General features: G+C 55.5%; 17 protein-coding genes and 2 pseudogenes. 6 read left to right on the forward strand and 13 right to left on the reverse strand.

Annotation, left to right across the window (positions count from 1 at the left end):
• Positions 1 to 16 precede the first annotated feature (16 nt).
• From ftsB to ACOYNV_RS14250, 10 genes and pseudogenes are all read right to left on the reverse strand, one after another.
• On the reverse strand, positions 17 to 349 hold the full coding sequence (ftsB, locus tag ACOYNV_RS14205; protein WP_422900445.1) for a cell division protein FtsB: 333 nt from the start codon (positions 347 to 349) through the stop codon (positions 17 to 19).
• Between the two features lie 87 nt (positions 350 to 436).
• Positions 437 to 1,720, reverse strand: coding sequence for a phosphopyruvate hydratase (gene eno, locus ACOYNV_RS14210; RefSeq protein WP_422900446.1), 1,284 nt, complete (start codon positions 1,718 to 1,720; stop codon positions 437 to 439).
• Positions 1,721 to 1,751: 31 nt separating this feature from the next.
• Positions 1,752 to 2,039, reverse strand: coding sequence for a DUF1330 domain-containing protein (locus ACOYNV_RS14215; protein ID WP_422900447.1), 288 nt, complete (start codon positions 2,037 to 2,039; stop codon positions 1,752 to 1,754).
• On the reverse strand, positions 2,039 to 2,875 hold the full coding sequence (kdsA, locus tag ACOYNV_RS14220; protein ID WP_422900448.1) for a 3-deoxy-8-phosphooctulonate synthase: 837 nt from the start codon (positions 2,873 to 2,875) through the stop codon (positions 2,039 to 2,041). Before kdsA ends, ACOYNV_RS14215 begins: the two co-directional genes overlap by 1 nt.
• Before the next feature lie 38 nt (positions 2,876 to 2,913).
• Complete coding sequence (locus ACOYNV_RS14225) at positions 2,914 to 3,288, reverse strand: hypothetical protein (RefSeq protein ID WP_422900449.1); 375 nt, start codon at positions 3,286 to 3,288, stop codon at positions 2,914 to 2,916.
• Between the two features lie 27 nt (positions 3,289 to 3,315).
• Positions 3,316 to 4,686 (reverse strand): WG repeat-containing protein, encoded by a 1,371-nt coding sequence (locus ACOYNV_RS14230; RefSeq protein WP_422900450.1) that lies wholly within the window; start codon positions 4,684 to 4,686, stop codon positions 3,316 to 3,318.
• 99 nt (positions 4,687 to 4,785) lie between these two features.
• Positions 4,786 to 4,893 (reverse strand): annotated as a pseudogene (locus ACOYNV_RS14235) (3-deoxy-8-phosphooctulonate synthase); the annotation flags it as partial.
• Entirely contained in the window at positions 4,890 to 5,294 is a 405-nt protein-coding gene (locus ACOYNV_RS14240) for a HEPN domain-containing protein (protein ID WP_422900451.1), read from the reverse strand. The gene ACOYNV_RS14240 and the pseudogene ACOYNV_RS14235, both read right to left, overlap by 4 nt.
• A complete protein-coding gene (locus ACOYNV_RS14245; protein WP_422900452.1) occupies positions 5,281 to 5,601 on the reverse strand; it encodes a nucleotidyltransferase domain-containing protein in 321 nt (106 codons plus the stop codon). The genes ACOYNV_RS14240 and ACOYNV_RS14245 overlap by 14 nt, the downstream gene beginning before the upstream one ends.
• 40 nt (positions 5,602 to 5,641) lie before the next feature.
• Positions 5,642 to 7,288 (reverse strand): CTP synthase, encoded by a 1,647-nt coding sequence (locus ACOYNV_RS14250; RefSeq protein WP_422900453.1) that lies wholly within the window; start codon positions 7,286 to 7,288, stop codon positions 5,642 to 5,644.
• A 157-nt stretch (positions 7,289 to 7,445) separates the two neighbouring features.
• Between ACOYNV_RS14250 and ACOYNV_RS14255 the strand changes: the two genes are divergently transcribed.
• Positions 7,446 to 8,090: an ankyrin repeat domain-containing protein gene (locus tag ACOYNV_RS14255; protein ID WP_422900454.1), complete on the forward strand. Its 645-nt coding sequence runs from the start codon at positions 7,446 to 7,448 to the stop codon at positions 8,088 to 8,090.
• A 38-nt stretch (positions 8,091 to 8,128) separates the two neighbouring features.
• Here the strand turns inward: ACOYNV_RS14255 and lexA are convergent, their stop codons facing one another.
• Both lexA and ACOYNV_RS14265 read right to left on the reverse strand, forming a co-directional pair.
• The gene (lexA, locus tag ACOYNV_RS14260; protein WP_422900455.1) at positions 8,129 to 8,731 is read right to left on the reverse strand and encodes a transcriptional repressor LexA; all 603 of its coding nucleotides are present in this window, start codon (positions 8,729 to 8,731) and stop codon (positions 8,129 to 8,131) included.
• Positions 8,732 to 8,819: 88 nt separating this feature from the next.
• Positions 8,820 to 9,389, reverse strand: coding sequence for a TetR/AcrR family transcriptional regulator (locus ACOYNV_RS14265; protein ID WP_422900456.1), 570 nt, complete (start codon positions 9,387 to 9,389; stop codon positions 8,820 to 8,822).
• 209 nt (positions 9,390 to 9,598) lie between these two features.
• Here ACOYNV_RS14265 and ACOYNV_RS14270 point away from each other — a divergent pair, with 209 nt between their 5' ends.
• The 5 genes from ACOYNV_RS14270 to ACOYNV_RS14290 all read left to right on the forward strand — a co-directional run bounded on the left by ACOYNV_RS14270 (position 9,599) and on the right by ACOYNV_RS14290 (position 14,559).
• A complete protein-coding gene (locus ACOYNV_RS14270; RefSeq protein WP_422899687.1) occupies positions 9,599 to 10,348 on the forward strand; it encodes an electron transfer flavoprotein subunit beta/FixA family protein in 750 nt (249 codons plus the stop codon).
• A 1-nt stretch (position 10,349) separates the two neighbouring features.
• Positions 10,350 to 11,282, forward strand: a complete 933-nt coding sequence (locus ACOYNV_RS14275) for an electron transfer flavoprotein subunit alpha/FixB family protein (protein ID WP_422899688.1) — start codon at positions 10,350 to 10,352, stop codon at positions 11,280 to 11,282.
• Between the two features lie 136 nt (positions 11,283 to 11,418).
• The gene (locus tag ACOYNV_RS14280; protein ID WP_422900457.1) at positions 11,419 to 13,212 is read left to right on the forward strand and encodes an acyl-CoA dehydrogenase; all 1,794 of its coding nucleotides are present in this window, start codon (positions 11,419 to 11,421) and stop codon (positions 13,210 to 13,212) included.
• Between the two features lie 158 nt (positions 13,213 to 13,370).
• On the forward strand, positions 13,371 to 14,225 hold the full coding sequence (locus ACOYNV_RS14285) for an HDOD domain-containing protein (protein ID WP_422900458.1): 855 nt from the start codon (positions 13,371 to 13,373) through the stop codon (positions 14,223 to 14,225).
• Positions 14,226 to 14,349: 124 nt separating this feature from the next.
• Positions 14,350 to 14,559, forward strand: coding sequence for a hypothetical protein (locus ACOYNV_RS14290; RefSeq protein WP_422900459.1), 210 nt, complete (start codon positions 14,350 to 14,352; stop codon positions 14,557 to 14,559).
• A 199-nt stretch (positions 14,560 to 14,758) separates the two neighbouring features.
• On the opposite strand, the pseudogene ACOYNV_RS14295 reads toward ACOYNV_RS14290, so the two are convergent.
• Positions 14,759 to 15,133: pseudogene (locus tag ACOYNV_RS14295) on the reverse strand (4Fe-4S dicluster domain-containing protein); the annotation flags it as partial.
• Between the last annotated feature and the right edge of the window lie 46 nt (positions 15,134 to 15,179).

Below are 15,179 nucleotides of genomic sequence, written 5' to 3' on the forward strand. Positions count from 1 at the left end.
ACAGGGAAATCAGCTGCTACTTTTTATCAGAGACAGGCTTCTCTGAGATTTTGTCTGGCAGCGGTTTCTCTGTGAGGGATTTCTCCGGGATCTGGACAAAGACCTCGTCCTGTTTGATCATGCCAAGCTCGAAACGCGCGCGCTCCTCGATGGCGTCGTAGCCCTGTTTGAGGTCTCGCACTTCTGCATCCAGTCCGGCATTGCGGACTTCGAGCTTTTTGTTGCCTTCTTTTTGCTGTTGCAACTGACGATCGACATCCCAGACCCGCAGCCAGCCACCCTTGCCCAGCCACAACGGATACTGTATCAGCACCAGCAGGGCGACCAGCGCGACAGAGAGCCAGCGCATTGACTCAGGAAGCGAAGTGTGCGGAGCAAGGTGCAATACCGATGTGCTGGTTATTGCCGTGACTCCACACGGTTATCTCCTGACTCTTCACCGAAGGTTGTAGAACGCTTCGCGCCCCGGATAGCCGGCCGTATCGCCAAGATCTTCCTCAATGCGCAGCAACTGGTTGTATTTGGCGATGCGATCCGAACGTGACAGCGAGCCGGTCTTGATCTGCAAGGCGTTCATGCCGACAGCGATGTCGGCAATGGTGCTGTCTTCGGTTTCCCCCGAGCGATGCGAGATGACCGCGGTGTAACCAGCGCGCTTGGCCATTTCGATGGCGGCAAAGGTCTCGGAAAGCGTGCCGATCTGGTTGATCTTGATCAGGATTGAATTGGCAATGCCTTGCTTGATGCCTTCCTTGAAAATCCGGGTGTTGGTCACGAACACGTCGTCACCGACGATCTGAATCTTCTTGCCCAGACGCTCGGTCAGCAACTTCCAGCCGTCCCAGTCCCCTTCGGCCATACCGTCTTCGATTGAGACAATCGGGAAGTTATCGGCAAGATTGGCCAGATAATCAACGAGTTGCTCAGAGGTCAGTTGCAAGCCTTCGCCAGCCAGATGGTATTTTCCATCCTTGTAGAACTCTGATGCCGCGCAGTCCAGACCGATCAGCACATCTTCGCCGGGAAAGTAACCGGCAGCTTCGATGGCCTGTACAACCAGTTGCAGGCCTTCGGCATGACTACCGAGATTGGGAGCAAAACCACCTTCGTCACCGACGGCAGTGGAGAAGCCTTTCTTGTCGAGCAACTTCTTGAGCGCGTGGAAAACCTCGGCACCACAGCGCAAGGCTTCGCGGAAGGAATTCTGGCTGACCGGCAGGATCATGAATTCCTGGAAATCCAGGCTATTGTTGGCGTGCTGACCACCGTTGATGATATTCATCATCGGCACCGGCATCTGCATCGGGCCGGAACCTCCGAAATAGCGATAGAGCGGCAGCCCGGATTCTTCGGCCGCAGCCTTGGCAACGGCCATCGACACCGCCAGTATGGCGTTTGCACCAAGCCGGGCCTTGTTCTCGGTGCCATCAAGCTGGATCAGCGTCTGGTCGATAAAAGCCTGTTCCTGCGCATCAAGTCCAATGATGGCTTCGGCAATCTCGGTATTGACGTTTTCGACAGCCTGCATGACGCCCTTGCCGAGATAACGGGTCGCATCGCCATCACGCAGTTCAATGGCCTCACGTGATCCTGTGGAAGCGCCGGATGGCACTGCGGCACGCCCCATGACACCAGACTCCAGCAACACATCACATTCGACTGTGGGGTTGCCTCGGGAATCGAGAATTTCGCGTGCAACGACATCAACGACAGAACTCATGTTTATTCCTTTATCTTGCTGAAATCAGTGGCTAACCAGGGACGACCAGCAGGTTCATGGTCGCCGCATCCTTGCGCGCTTCGCGCGCTGCTCCGTACTCGGGGGAATTATAAAACTTCTTGGCTTGCTCGACCGAGTCAAACTCGGCGACGACAAGGTGTTCCGGCTTCGACCAGTTACCTTCAAGAACTTCAGCAGTACCACCACCTGCCAGATAACGTCCCTGATATTTAGCGAGCGACAGTTTCTCAAGCTTCCTGTAGGTCTCGAAGGCAACCAGATCGCTAACCTTGGCTTCAAGAAGCAGATATGCCGCCATTAGTTCAACTCTTCAAAACCACCGGCCTTGACCGAGCGATCAAGCGCGACCAGCGTGGTCAGCAGGCTCTCCATACGATCCAGCGGCCAACTGTTGGGACCATCGGAAAGTGCTTTTTCAGGACACGGATGGGTTTCCATGAACAGCCCGGCAATACCGACAGCAACCGCCGCCCGAGCCAGCACCGGCACGAACTCGCGCTGGCCACCGGAAACGCTGCCCTGCCCACCCGGCAACTGTACTGAATGCGTTGCGTCGAAGACGACCGGACAGGCGGTTTCACGCATGATGGCCAGACTGCGCATGTCAGAAACGAGATTGTTGTAGCCGAACGACGCACCGCGCTCGCAAACCATGAGATTGTCGGCGCCGGCATTGGCTTCCCGGGCCTTGACGACAACATTCTTCATGTCGCCCGGCGCCAGAAACTGTCCTTTTTTGATGTTGACCGGCTTGCCGCAACTCGCCACAGCATGGATGAAATCAGTCTGCCGACACAAAAAGGCCGGCGTCTGCAGCACATCAACTACGGAGGCGACTGCAGCGATATCTTCCTCAGTATGCACATCGGTCAGCACCGGCACACCGATCTGGCGGCGAACCTCCGAGAGAATGTGCAAGCCATCCTCAAGCCCCGGGCCACGCGCCGATTTTCCCGAGCTGCGATTGGCCTTGTCGTAGGATGCCTTGAAGATGTAGGGCAAACCAAGACGAGCGCAAATTTCTTTCATCTGCCCGGCGACATCGACGCAAAGCTCCAGCGACTCAGCCGTGCACGGACCAGCGATCAGGAAAAGCGGCTGATCGAGGCCGGCTTCAAAATGGCAGAGATGCATTGTCTTAATTTCCATTAATCAAGAAATTGGCGCTCATATTATGCGGCATACATCCGAGCAAGGCTAAACCCACTCAGCGAATCAATAGTGATAAGGCCAGCGGCAACGAAGACGAGAAACGCTAAACCCGCGACTAAAACGGGGTTCCTGATGATTGGAACAACATTTCGCGCAACAAAGCTCATGTTGCCGTAGAAGCGATCATGCGCCTTCCTCTCTGGCCAGACCTTGGCCATACCCCAGAGGAAGATGAATGCGAGGGCAACAGAAGCCATTGCTGGTGCATCCTGTTTGAGAGGGAGTGCTGAGAATCCAAATCCAAACGCACCTAGCCCAAGAAAATCGTTGCGGAAAGTATCAAGCTTCCTAACAGTCTGCTCGACGGCATCTGGGGTAAATAACATTCTGTTCATATGGGCAACATCCAAGAGCAATGATTGCTAGAAAGAAGGATCATAGTTGCCGTTAACAAACCGACATCCTGATCCTGGTGGCAAGAGTTGACCTCGCTTGATCCAATGCTCGTTGCCATATCCCTGCACCGGGTAATAAATTTTAATCAGGTTGCCTTTGGTATCCAGCACGGGACCACAGTTGGTCTCCGACTCCACCTTTAGTCCTCGCCGAAAATTGTCGATTTTTGCCGAATCTGATTGCAGATGATTCTCTTCTTTCCGCTGGCGCGCGGCATTCTGAATGCGCGCCGCTTTACAAGCCGCTCCCAAGTCTGATGGCCAAGTCACCTTGCCCGTACCATCCCTTAAAACGGGAGCACCACACTCGCTAGTACTGGCTACAGCAATAATTTTCCCTTTGGCGTCGGTATACCCGTCTTTGCCATTGAGTCTGAAACGTACGAAATCACCCGTGTCATATCCCTGCACATGATCAAACTTTGGGGCGACCAGGACTTCTCCGGGCCTATTCATTAGGCCCCACTTGTCATTCTGCCTGTAGGCCACCAAACCGTTCTCGAGGAACACGAGGCCATCAAAACGAGGGGCAACAATCATTACACCTTTTGCATTCATAACCCCCCATTTGTCTCCCACTTGCACACCAATCAGACCATCAACAAAGCCGCTAAGATTGTCAAACTTTTCTGGAATAACCATGGTTCCTTTACGATCAATGAAACCCCATTTACCGTTATTCCTGCTTCTTACCGCGAATAACCCTTGATTTTCTGCAGACAGGTAAAAGTACTGATAGTCGAGGACGACATTGCCTTGGCTGTCGATAAGACCCCACAGACCATTCGATAGCACTGGAGCAAACCCGTCATTCGAAAATTTTTCGGTGAAATCAAACTTTGGGGGAATAACCATCAGGCCTTGTTTGTCGATGTAACCCCATTTCTTTCCTTGTTGTACCTCGGCGAGACCGGCAGGGGAAAAGTCTTTAGCCCAATCAAACTGCGGAGCAATAACAACGCCTCCCAGAATGTCTATGTACCCCCACTTCCCTTTATCTTTATTCATGAAAGCAGCTCGACCGTTGGAAGACGAATTCGCAAAATCGAACTTTGGTTTGACTACCAAGCGACCCTGCATGTTGATAAAACCCCATTTACCGTTTTGATAGACACCCGCTAAACCGCTGTCCTCAGTAAAGTGAGCAGCAACCTCGAACTGCGGTGCCACAACCATGCCCCCTTGGCCGTCGATATACCCCTGCCGATTTTCTGCGACTTCAATCGGCATTAAATCTACTGTCACCTTTGCATTGGCAACTGCGGTAACTCCGCAATAGAAAAGCTTTATTAAGGCACCAACCCTTGCTTGGCGCATCAATTGGTAAAGAAATATCATGCTCTAAACTCCATTCTATTGATTAGCAGGTTGGCATGAGTAAGAAAACGAACATAAAGCTATCAGATGAACCAACCTACTAGCTCTTCGTCTACAGCCTAGCCCCCCGGCGACATCGACGCAAAGCTCCAGCGACTCAGCCGTGCACGGACCAGCGATCAGGAAAAGCGGCTGATCCAGGCCAGCTTCAAAATGGCAGAGTTTCATGGATTGCTCGCTTTTTCACTACCGATTTTCGCTCTCGCCCAAGCCATCAATTCCTCAACAGCAGTTCGAGCTTCGTCCAACGACACCTTTGGTGCGGTGACCCCAAGATAACGGAATTCGACCGCGTAAGGCGCAAGTCGCGCTAAAAGTTCCCGCTCGGTTGGAACGGAGAGCCCATGCGCCTTGGCAAGCTCACACAATTCAAGCAAATCGTGAATTCGGCGAAAAATTATTCCCTCGCTGACCAATGCGGCCTTCAACCCCTTCTCAAGTGCCTGCTGGGCATGAAACAAAGTGCTTTCGACAGGCGCTTCACCATTCCGCCGCAAAATGTGGAAGGTAACCTCGTCCCGACCGGCTGCGGCAAGGAGCTCACGCGCCTGTTCGTCATGCGGGCTCATGCAACACCTTGCCCTCTCGCTCCGCCCAATAAACCGGCGTTGTCCACCAGTGCCGCCGCTTGTTGAATTCCGGCTCGGATATCAAGAGAAGATCGACGCCTACCCCGATGCTCCCCGCCGCTTCGCGCAAGCGCAGATATTCTCCAGTAGGGTCGACGATTTGTTGTTCGACGACCAACAGATCAAGATCGGAATCCTCGTTAGCGTCGCCACGCGCATAAGAACCGAAAACAATGACCCGCGCCGGATTACTGGCAGCAGCAGCGATACGTTGCGCAGTGGCGGCGATGGCCTGGGGCGTCAACACAGCCTCAATCCTTCAGTCTGTGGAACGTCAATCTGACGCCTCATGCCTTGGCCTTGTTTTCGATTGCCGCATTGACAAAGGAAGTGAAGAGCGGATGCCCGTAGCGCGGCGATGAAGTAAATTCCGGATGGAACTGGCAACCGACAAACCATGGGTGCGCATTCGGCCCTTCTTTTGGCAACTCGACCATCTCGCAGAGATCGGTGACCGGCGCACGCCCGGACACGATCAAGCCTTCGGCTTCAAGCGCGCCCAGCAAGTTGTTATTGACTTCATAACGATGGCGGTGACGTTCGACGATCTCGGCCTTGGCGTAGATCTCACGTGCCAGCGTGCCTTCGCCAAGTAGACAAACCTGTCCACCCAGACGCATGGTGCCGCCGAGATCAGAGTTCTCGTCACGCTTTTCGACCTTCCCCGAAACATCATCCTGCCATTCGGTAATCAGCGCGATTACCGGGAAGGGCGACGCCTTCTCGAATTCGGTGCTGTGCGCGCCAGTCATGCCGGCCACATTGCGGGCGTATTCAACGACGGCAAGCTGCATGCCAAGGCAGATGCCCAGATACGGGATATTGTTCTCACGCGCGTAACGAATCGCCGCAATCTTGCCCTCGGTGCCGCGCCGGCCAAAACCGCCTGGAACCAGAATGGCATTCATCTCCTTCAGCGAATCGCAACCCTTGCTCTCAATCTCTTCGGAGTCAATGTAGTGAATCTTGACTTTGCTGCGCGTGTAAATCCCGGCGTGAACCAGCGCCTCGGTCAATGATTTGTACGACTCGGTCAGATCAACATATTTGCCGACGAAGGCGACATCAACCGTATGTTCCGGGTGCTCAAGCGAATAAACGAGGTTTTTCCAAACCGTGAGGTCGGCCGCCTTGGCCAGAATGTTGAGCTTGTGGCAGACAATCTCGTCAAGCATCTGGTCGTGCAGCATGCCCGGAATCTTGTAGATCGAGTCGGAATCGAGCGCCTCGATCACCGCCTCGCGCTGCACATTGCAGAAGAGTGCGATCTTCGCTTTGTCGTCTTCCGGAATATGGCGATCAGCACGGCAGAGCAGGATATCCGGCTGAATACCGATTTCGCGCAGTTCCTTCACCGAATGCTGCGTCGGTTTGGTTTTCAGTTCGCCGGCAGTCGGGATGTAGGGCACCAGCGTCAGATGCATGTAGCAGGCGTTACTGCGCCCTTCCTGCAGCCCCATCTGGCGAATGGCTTCGAGAAATGGCAATGACTCGATGTCACCCACGGTGCCGCCGATTTCGATGATTGCCACATCGGCACCTTCAGCGCCACGCCAGATGTGTGCCTTGATCTCGTCGGTAATGTGCGGAATCACTTGCACCGTCTTGCCTAGATACTCGCCGCGCCGTTCCTTCTTGATCACCGTCTCGTAAATCTGGCCGGTGGTAAAGTTGTTGCGCTTTCCCATCTTGGCGCTGGTGAAGCGCTCGTAATGCCCCAGATCCAGGTCGGTTTCGGCACCGTCTTCGGTGACGAATACCTCGCCGTGCTGGAACGGACTCATCGTTCCTGGATCAACATTGATGTAGGGATCTAGCTTGATGTGGGTGATTTTGATGCCGCGAGATTCGAGGATCGCCCCCAGAGATGCTGCGGCAATGCCTTTTCCGAGGGAGGAAACCACTCCGCCGGTAACGAAAACAAATTTGGTCATGGAGATATCTGCAGCGGGAAAGCCGAATTGTAGCCGAAAAACAGGGAGAGCTAAAAGGAGTGCTGATTCAATTCAGGATCAGCTTCGCCCGCCAGCGCAGTCACAATCGTTTATGATTAGCGCTTGATTCCAGACAATGAGCGACACAGAGACAGACATGAACCGATGCAACACAATTCACCACATCGACAGCCACAAACCCCGCCTCGGGGAAGCCAGCCGCATCGTAGCAGTGATTGTATTAGCAGCACTTGCGCTAAGCATTGCCGCCTGCAGCCAACAAGGGGAAAATTCCAACTCCACGACCAAGAGTGAAGCACCGCCTGTCGCTGCCTCTCCCCTCGCCAAAGCCGCGATTCAGGGCGACCTGACAGAAATCAAGGCACGGCTTGAAGCAGGTGAAGACATCAACGCAAGAGATGCTCTGGGCAGAACCCCGCTGCACATGGCCGCCTTTTATGGACGCCTGAAAACCACCGAGCTGCTGATCGCCAGTGGTGCGGACATCAACGCCAAAGACCGTGTCGGCATGACCCCCCTTCATGCAGCGGTGCTTTCAGGCGGCAGGCAGGAGGTAGAACTGCTGCTGGAAAAAAATGCCGACATCAAGGCTAGATCAGAATCCGGTCAGACCGCCCTTCACCTTTCCGCTGCTACCGGCCAGCCCAAGCTCTCGAGATTCCTGATCGAGAGTGGCGCCGATCCGGAAAGCAAAGACGCGGATGGGAAAAAACCACTCTTCTACGCTACTCAGAACAAACATCCACAAACTACTGCCCTGCTTCAGGAATATACCGAATAGAATTTTCCAGGGCGTTCATCTTTTTTGGATCAAGCGCTCTACATCGCCTCACCGCCGCGAATCAACCCGACAGCAATGCCTTCGATGGCGACTGACTGCTCGCGAGTATCAACAATGATCGGCTCGAAATCGGGATTCTCAGCGATGAGTTCGACAAAGTTTCCGTACTGGCGAAAGCGCTTGACCGTTACATCGTCATCCAGTCGGGCGACGACGATCTGGCCGTTGTTTGCCTCACTGCAGCGATGCACGGCCAGCAGGTCGCCATCCAGAATTCCGGCGTTTATCATCGACAGACCGCGCACGCGCAGCAGAAAGTCAGCGCGCGGCTTGAACAGGCTGGCATCGAGCGCATAACGACCGAGCATGTTTTCCACCGCGAGGATCGGGCTGCCGGCCGCCACGCTGCCGATCAGTGGCAGGCCCAGTTGCTCGACCAGCCGGATGCCACGCGCTGAGCCGGGCTCAAGAACAATCACTCCCTTTTTGGCCAGCGCCTTGAGATGCTCTTCAGCCGCATTATGTGAAGCAAAACCGAAAGCGTTGGCGATTTCAGCACGAGTCGGTGGTGCGCCAAGAACCTCCAGCGTGTTGCGGATGAAATCGAGAATTTCCTTTTGTCGCGGGGTAAGTTTGATCATGTTTCATGGCCTCCAGTTAATTGACTGTATTTTTATACAGTCACGTACAAAAAGGCAAGCAAAACGATCAGAAAACTCTAAACAGTACTCAATTTGCCACGATGTGCTCAGCAATCCAGCGTTTGAAGTCGATGATTTTCGGATCGTAGCGATCGTAGGCCATCAGGCTCTGCCCGAAAACGTAAGCGTAAAGCAGCAAGCTACGGCTTTTCGCCTCATTGTCGGAGAAACCGCTGGCGACAAAGAGTTTGCGGGTACTTTCAAGCCGGTAAGTATCAACCTCCTCAACAACAAGGTGTGCCTGTGTGTCTCGCCTCGCCCAATCGCGCACGGCGAGTTCAATGGAGATCCCTTTTTGATTGCGATTGGTTCCATAGGTATCGATAACCTGTAGCAGTTGATCGCATTCTTTGCCTGGTGCGGCACTGCTCTGTTTGTCGATGTCGCGGATGCGCCCCTCCTTCCACGTCTGAAGTACCCCATTGAGCAAATCCTGGCGATCCTTGAAGTGCCAGTAGAAACTGCCTTTGGTAACACCAAAGCGCTTGGCCAGCGCCTCGACGCGCATGCCCGCCATGCCCTCGTCGGCCAGCGCCTCGATGGCACCATCGACCCATTCGTTGCGGTCGAGTTGCGTACGGATTTTTTCTGTCTTCATCGCTCCGTAGTCCTTCCAGGCAGTTCAATGCTGAGGTAGTATTTCAAACGTCCGTTTAACATATTTTTACAACTTTCATGCTGGTTATTGACATCAAACCATACTGTACCGTATGCTATCCATACTCTGCGGTATGGGGGTAGAGTACGATCACAGATCGGCGCTGTCAAACAAGGTGTTTTTACCGTGCTAAATAAAGGAGAGAAGCTTTGAAGATTCTTGTTCCAGTCAAGCGGGTGGTTGATTACAACGTCAAGGTGCGGGTCAAGGCGGATGGGACGGGTGTTGATATTGCCAACGCCAAGATGTCGATGAACCCCTTTGACGAAATCGCGGTTGAAGAAGCGGTTCGTCTGAAGGAAGCCGGTATTGCCAGCGAAGTGATTGTCGTTTCCGCCGGTATCTCCAATTGCCAGGAAACCCTGCGCACGGCGATGGCCCTCGGCGCCGACCGCGCCATCCTGATCGAGACCGATGCCGAATTGCAGCCCTTGGCCGTCGCCAAGCTGCTCAAGGCGGTATGCGCCAAGGAGCAGCCGCAGATCGTTCTGTGCGGCAAGCAGGCCATTGACGACGACGCCAACCAGACCGGGCAGATGCTGGCCGCGCTGATGAACTGGCCGCAGGCCACCTTCGCCTCGAAGCTGGTGGTAGCGGGCGGCAAGGCAACGGTCACGCGCGAGATCGACGGCGGTCTGGAAACGATCGAGATTGCGTTGCCGGCACTGGTGACGAGTGACCTGCGGCTCAACGAACCGCGTTACGCGACGCTGCCCAACATCATGAAGGCCAAGCGCAAGCCGCTGGAGATCATCACCCCAGCGGCGCTGGGCGTGGATGTGGCGCCCCGCCTGAAGACCTTGACCATGGCCGAGCCGCCCAAGCGCGCGGCTGGCATTCTGGTGGCGAGTGTGGCCGAACTGGTAGCGAAACTGAAGAATGAAGCGAAGGTGATCTGACATGGCTATTCTCGTTATTGCTGAACACGACAACACCGCAATCAAGCCGGCAACCTTGAACACGGTGACCGCCGCTGCCAGGATTGGTGGCGAAATTCATCTGCTGGTAGCGGGTAGCGGCTGCAGCGCCGCCGCCGCCAGCGCGACGAAGATCGCTGGCGTATCGAAGGTATTGCTTGCCGATGCGGCACACTATGCCGATCATTGCGCAGAGAACATCGCGGCGCTGGTGGTGGCCCAGGCACCGGCTTACAGCCATGTTCTGGCTGCCGCCACGACGACCGGCAAGAACTTCATGCCGCGCCTGGCGGCGTTGCTCGACGTGGCCCAGATCTCCGAGATCGTCGCCGTGCTGTCAGCGGATACTTTTGTGCGTCCGATCTATGCCGGTAACGTGCTGGCGACGGTGCAGTCGTCGGATGCGGTGAAGGTGATTACCGTGCGCACGACGGGATTCGAGGCGGCCGGCGAGAATGGATCGGCAACGCTGGAAAACCTCGCGGCGGCAGCCGATCAGGGCCAGAGCAAGGTGGTTTCACGCGAATTGACGGTATCGGCAAGGCCGGAACTGGCGGCCGCCAAAGTGGTCGTTTCCGGCGGGCGCGGTCTGGGCAACGGGGAGAACTTCCACAAGCTGCTCGAACCGCTGGCCGACAGGCTCGGTGCGGCATTGGGTGCGTCGCGTGCGGCGGTCGATGCCGGCTACGTGCCGAACGATTTTCAGGTCGGGCAGACCGGCAAGATCGTCGCGCCACAACTCTATATCGCCGTCGGCATCTCCGGTGCCATCCAGCATCTGGCCGGCATGAAGGATAGCCGCGTGATCGTGGCCATCAACAAAGACCCGGATGCACCAATCTTTCAGGTCGCCGATTACGGCCTGGTCGGTGACCTGTTCGAGCTTGCCCCCGAACTGACAGCAGCCCTCGACTGAATTTGAAGCCGCTAACAAGCCTTTTACTTTGGTTGGAGGTAAAAGGTTTTGTTCGTATGCTTCGTGATTAATAATAATTTTATTTGCACCTCTGCACCATTGCGGTGAGAGGTTTCAAGTCTTACAGGAGAATCAAATGAGCGAATACCGTGCCCCGATCCGCGACATGCAGTTTGTGCTGAAAGAATTGGCAGGACTGGATGAAATCGCACAATTGCCCGGTTGCGAGGAAGCCGACGCCGATGTTGTTGACGCCGTGCTGGAAGAAGCTGCCAAGTTTGCCGAAGGCGTGTTGTCGCCGCTAAACATGGTTGGTGACCGCGAGGGCGCGCAATTCAAGGACGGTCAAGTAACAATGCCCACTGGCTTCAAGGAAGCTTACAAACTGTTTGCCGAAAGCGGATGGACGGCGCTCAACAGCGAGCCGGAATGGGGCGGCCAGGGCTTGCCCAAGCTCGTTGCAGCGCCGGTGACCGAGATGTGGAAGTCGGCCAACCACGCTTTTTCCCTTTGCCCTTTGCTGACCGGCGGAGCGATCGAGGCGCTGATAATCTCTGGTTCAGACCAACTCAAGCAGACGTTCCTCGAGAAGATGGTCAGCGGCGAGTGGACTGGAACGATGAACATCACCGAACCCGGTGCCGGTTCCGATCTCGCCGCCATTCGTACGCGCGCCGAACCGCAGGCCGATGGCACCTACAAGATCTTCGGTTCGAAAATCTTCATCACCTACGGCGAGCACGATATGGCGGATAACATCATCCACCTCGTGCTGGCCCGCACTCCGACGGCACCGGAAGGGATCAAGGGCATTTCGCTCTTCATCGTGCCGAAATTCATGGTCAACGCGGATGGCAGCCAGGGTGCACGAAACGACGCCTGGTGCGTGTCGATCGAGCACAAACTGGGCATCCACGCCAGCCCGACGGCGGTAATGGCCTTTGGCGACAAGGGCGGCGGCATTGGTTATCTGGTCGGCGAGGAAAACCGCGGCATCGAATACATGTTCATCATGATGAATGCTGCGCGTTTCGGCGTCGGCATGGAAGGCGTAGCCGTCTGCGAACGCTCCTACCAGCGTGCACGCGACTATGCCAAGGAGCGTGTTCAGGGTACCGACATCGGCGTGCGCGGTGGCGGCAAGGTGCCGATCATCGCCCATCCCGACGTGCGTCGCATGCTCATGAGCATGAAGGCACAGGCCGAGGCGAGCCGCGCGCTGGCCTACGTGGTGGCGGGCGCTCAAGACAAGGCGGTGAATCATCCGGATGCCGAACAGCGCAAGCAGAATCAGGCTTTCGTCGATCTGATGATTCCGGTGGTCAAGGGCTGGAGTACCGAGATCGGCATCGAGGTGGCGTCAACCGGGATGCAGGTGCATGGCGGCATGGGCTACATGGAAGAAGCGGGTGCGTCGCAGCATATGCGTGATGCCCGCATTTCTACCATCTACGAAGGCACGACGGCCATTCAGGCCAACGATCTGATCGGCCGCAAGATAGCGCGTGAAGGCGGAGCGACACTCAAGGCCGTAATCGGCATGATGCGCGCACTGGATGCCGATCTGGCCAAGCAGGACAACGCACACCTGGTCGCCATTCGTAGCCGTTTTGCTGCCGGCGTTGATGCACTGGCCAAGGCCGGCGAGTGGATAATCGTTAACTATAAGACTGACGTTCGTGCGGCATCGGCCGGCGCGGTTCCATTCCTCACCCTGTTCGGCATCGTTGCCGGCGGCTGGCAGATGACGCGCGCCGCGCTAATCGCGCAGGCAAAGATTGACGGTGGTGACAGCGATCCCTTCTATCCGGCCAAAATCATCACCTCGCGTTTCTTTGCCGACCATCTGCTGTCACAAGCAGAAGGATTGGCTAGTTCGGTCACCGATGGTGCAATCGGCGTAATGGGGTTGGCGGAAGACCAGTTCTGAGAAGACCTTCTCTAAGCGTTTTTTAGTACAGAGAAAATGCCGCGCAGCGGCATTTTCTCTGTGTGCGCCAAGGCTTAATCACTTTTCTCTACTCAAAAACACCCGGCTTGAGTTTAAAATGCACCCTGATTATTGCGATTGAGAAGGAGCGCAGAGTGATGCAAACGATACATGAAGCCGCCGAAGCATTCCGCCATGCGGTCAATACTGCGACGGTAGGCGAACTCAGCTTTCCGACCAGTCTGGATGCCAGTCGGCGGGTATTGAAGGCAGTAGAAAACCCCGATCTGGGCATGGCCGCATTGGCAAAAATAGTGGTGGCCGAACCCTTGTTATCCGCCAAGGTGATTCGCCTGGCCAATTCAGTTGCACTCAATCCGGCCAACCAGACCATTCGCGACGTCAGGCAGGCGGTTGTACGCGTCGGAATGGATCCGATCAAGGCCTTGTCCATGGTACTGATCATGGATCAGTTGCGGCAGGCGCAGCGCCATAGCGGTTGCCGCGAGCTGTCCAATCTTTTGTGGGAACGCAGCGTTCATGTTGCAGCACTGTCTTACGTTCTCGCCAAGAAACTGACTCGTCTCGATGCCGACGAAGTCATGTTTGCCGGCATCGTGCATGATCTGGGTCGATTCTATCTGCTCTCGCGGGTGGCAGATTATCCGGCGCTGCTCGAAGATACTGTCGTGTTGGCTGAAACCATCAACGATCTGGCCAACCATGCCACGAAAATGGTGCTCGAGAAACTCAACCTGCCGGCATCTGTTATAGAGGCGGTGCTCGCCTCAAGGCATTACAGCGGGTCCATGCCACCGGCCACACTGGGGGACGTCCTCTTCATCGCCGGCGTGCTCTCGCCGCGCCGTGATCCATTTGACGAACTCGACGCCCGGGTGATTCCCATGGCCAACAGCGCCGTCACCCTTGGGCTTGATCAGAGCATGGTGGCAGAGGTCATTGCCGCTTCCGGTGACGAGATCTACTCGATTGTTATCGCACTGGAGTCCTGAACAATCAGGGCCAATGAGCAATGTGCAAGGGAGTTGGTAATTACAGATGAACCAATTTCAAAGTAGCCTGAAGCCCTACAATTAAATTGGTATGCTTGAATTTCGCGCACGCAAGGAGATACGCATGAGAACCGTGATTCTTTTCTCGACGCTGTTATTCTTTTCCGGGTGCGGCGTCGAAAGCGTCGGCACGGCGGCAACCGTCGCCAAGCTTCAGGCGGATCAAGCCAAGCAGGGGAAAGAGAACATGGATTTGTTCAAGGCCAAGCTGGATGAAGCAAACAAGGCCTCTGCGGAGAATGTCAAAAGGACTGAAGAGGCGAGCAATAACTGAGCGACACAACGCGAGTTAGCGTCGCTTCTTCCAGCGGCATGGCTACAAGCCAATCAATACGGGCATCTTCAGCCCGCATGCCAGAACAGCCACTATTCATGCGGCTTCCAGGCCATACCACTCTGCAATCACCTATTGACGGGACTCGCAGGGGTGTAGTCCGTCACCCCTGCCCCAGGAAAAAGCCTTTGGCCGGATTCTACATATTCGGGTAGTTCGGCCCTTCCCCGCCCTGCGGCACAACCCAGGTGATGTTCTGCGTTGGATCCTTGATGTCGCAGGTCTTGCAATGCACGCAGTTCTGCGCGTTGATCTGCAAGCGAGGATTGCTGCCGCCTTCATCGCGCACGATCTCGTACACCCCCGCCGGGCAGTAACGCTGCTCAGGGGCGTCGTAGAGCGCCAGATTGACGTTGATCGGGACTGACGCATCCTTGAGCGTCAGGTGGCAGGGCTGGTCTTCCTCGTGGTTGGTATTCGAAAGATAGACCGACGACAAACGGTCAAAGGTGATCACGCCATCGGGCTTGGGATAGGCGATCGGCTGGCAATCGGCCGCCTTCTTCAGCTTCAGATTTCTTCTGTTAGGACCCAATTGGTTTGGCACTTTTCACACCAGC

The organism is Propionivibrio sp. (assembly GCF_049316945.1).
GTDB lineage: Bacteria > Pseudomonadota > Gammaproteobacteria > Burkholderiales > Rhodocyclaceae > Propionivibrio.

Excerpts from the sequence above, each read along its gene's own strand:
- ftsB (WP_422900445.1), bottom strand. The coding sequence starts at position 349 with ATGCGCTGGCTCTCTGTCGCGCTGGTCGCCCTGCTGGTGCTGATACAG.
- eno (WP_422900446.1), bottom strand. The coding sequence starts at position 1,720 with ATGAGTTCTGTCGTTGATGTCGTTGCACGCGAAATTCTCGATTCCCGA.
- ACOYNV_RS14215 (WP_422900447.1), bottom strand. The coding sequence starts at position 2,039 with ATGGCGGCATATCTGCTTCTTGAAGCCAAGGTTAGCGATCTGGTTGCC.
- kdsA (WP_422900448.1), bottom strand. The coding sequence starts at position 2,875 with ATGCATCTCTGCCATTTTGAAGCCGGCCTCGATCAGCCGCTTTTCCTG.
- ACOYNV_RS14225 (WP_422900449.1), bottom strand. The coding sequence starts at position 3,288 with ATGAACAGAATGTTATTTACCCCAGATGCCGTCGAGCAGACTGTTAGG.
- ACOYNV_RS14230 (WP_422900450.1), bottom strand. The coding sequence starts at position 4,686 with ATGATATTTCTTTACCAATTGATGCGCCAAGCAAGGGTTGGTGCCTTA.
- ACOYNV_RS14240 (WP_422900451.1), bottom strand. The coding sequence starts at position 5,294 with ATGAGCCCGCATGACGAACAGGCGCGTGAGCTCCTTGCCGCAGCCGGT.
- ACOYNV_RS14250 (WP_422900453.1), bottom strand. The coding sequence starts at position 7,288 with ATGACCAAATTTGTTTTCGTTACCGGCGGAGTGGTTTCCTCCCTCGGA.
- ACOYNV_RS14255 (WP_422900454.1), top strand. The coding sequence starts at position 7,446 with ATGAACCGATGCAACACAATTCACCACATCGACAGCCACAAACCCCGC.
- lexA (WP_422900455.1), bottom strand. The coding sequence starts at position 8,731 with ATGATCAAACTTACCCCGCGACAAAAGGAAATTCTCGATTTCATCCGC.
- ACOYNV_RS14265 (WP_422900456.1), bottom strand. The coding sequence starts at position 9,389 with ATGAAGACAGAAAAAATCCGTACGCAACTCGACCGCAACGAATGGGTC.
- ACOYNV_RS14275 (WP_422899688.1), top strand. The coding sequence starts at position 10,350 with ATGGCTATTCTCGTTATTGCTGAACACGACAACACCGCAATCAAGCCG.
- ACOYNV_RS14280 (WP_422900457.1), top strand. The coding sequence starts at position 11,419 with ATGAGCGAATACCGTGCCCCGATCCGCGACATGCAGTTTGTGCTGAAA.
- ACOYNV_RS14285 (WP_422900458.1), top strand. The coding sequence starts at position 13,371 with ATGCAAACGATACATGAAGCCGCCGAAGCATTCCGCCATGCGGTCAAT.
- ACOYNV_RS14290 (WP_422900459.1), top strand. The coding sequence starts at position 14,350 with ATGAGAACCGTGATTCTTTTCTCGACGCTGTTATTCTTTTCCGGGTGC.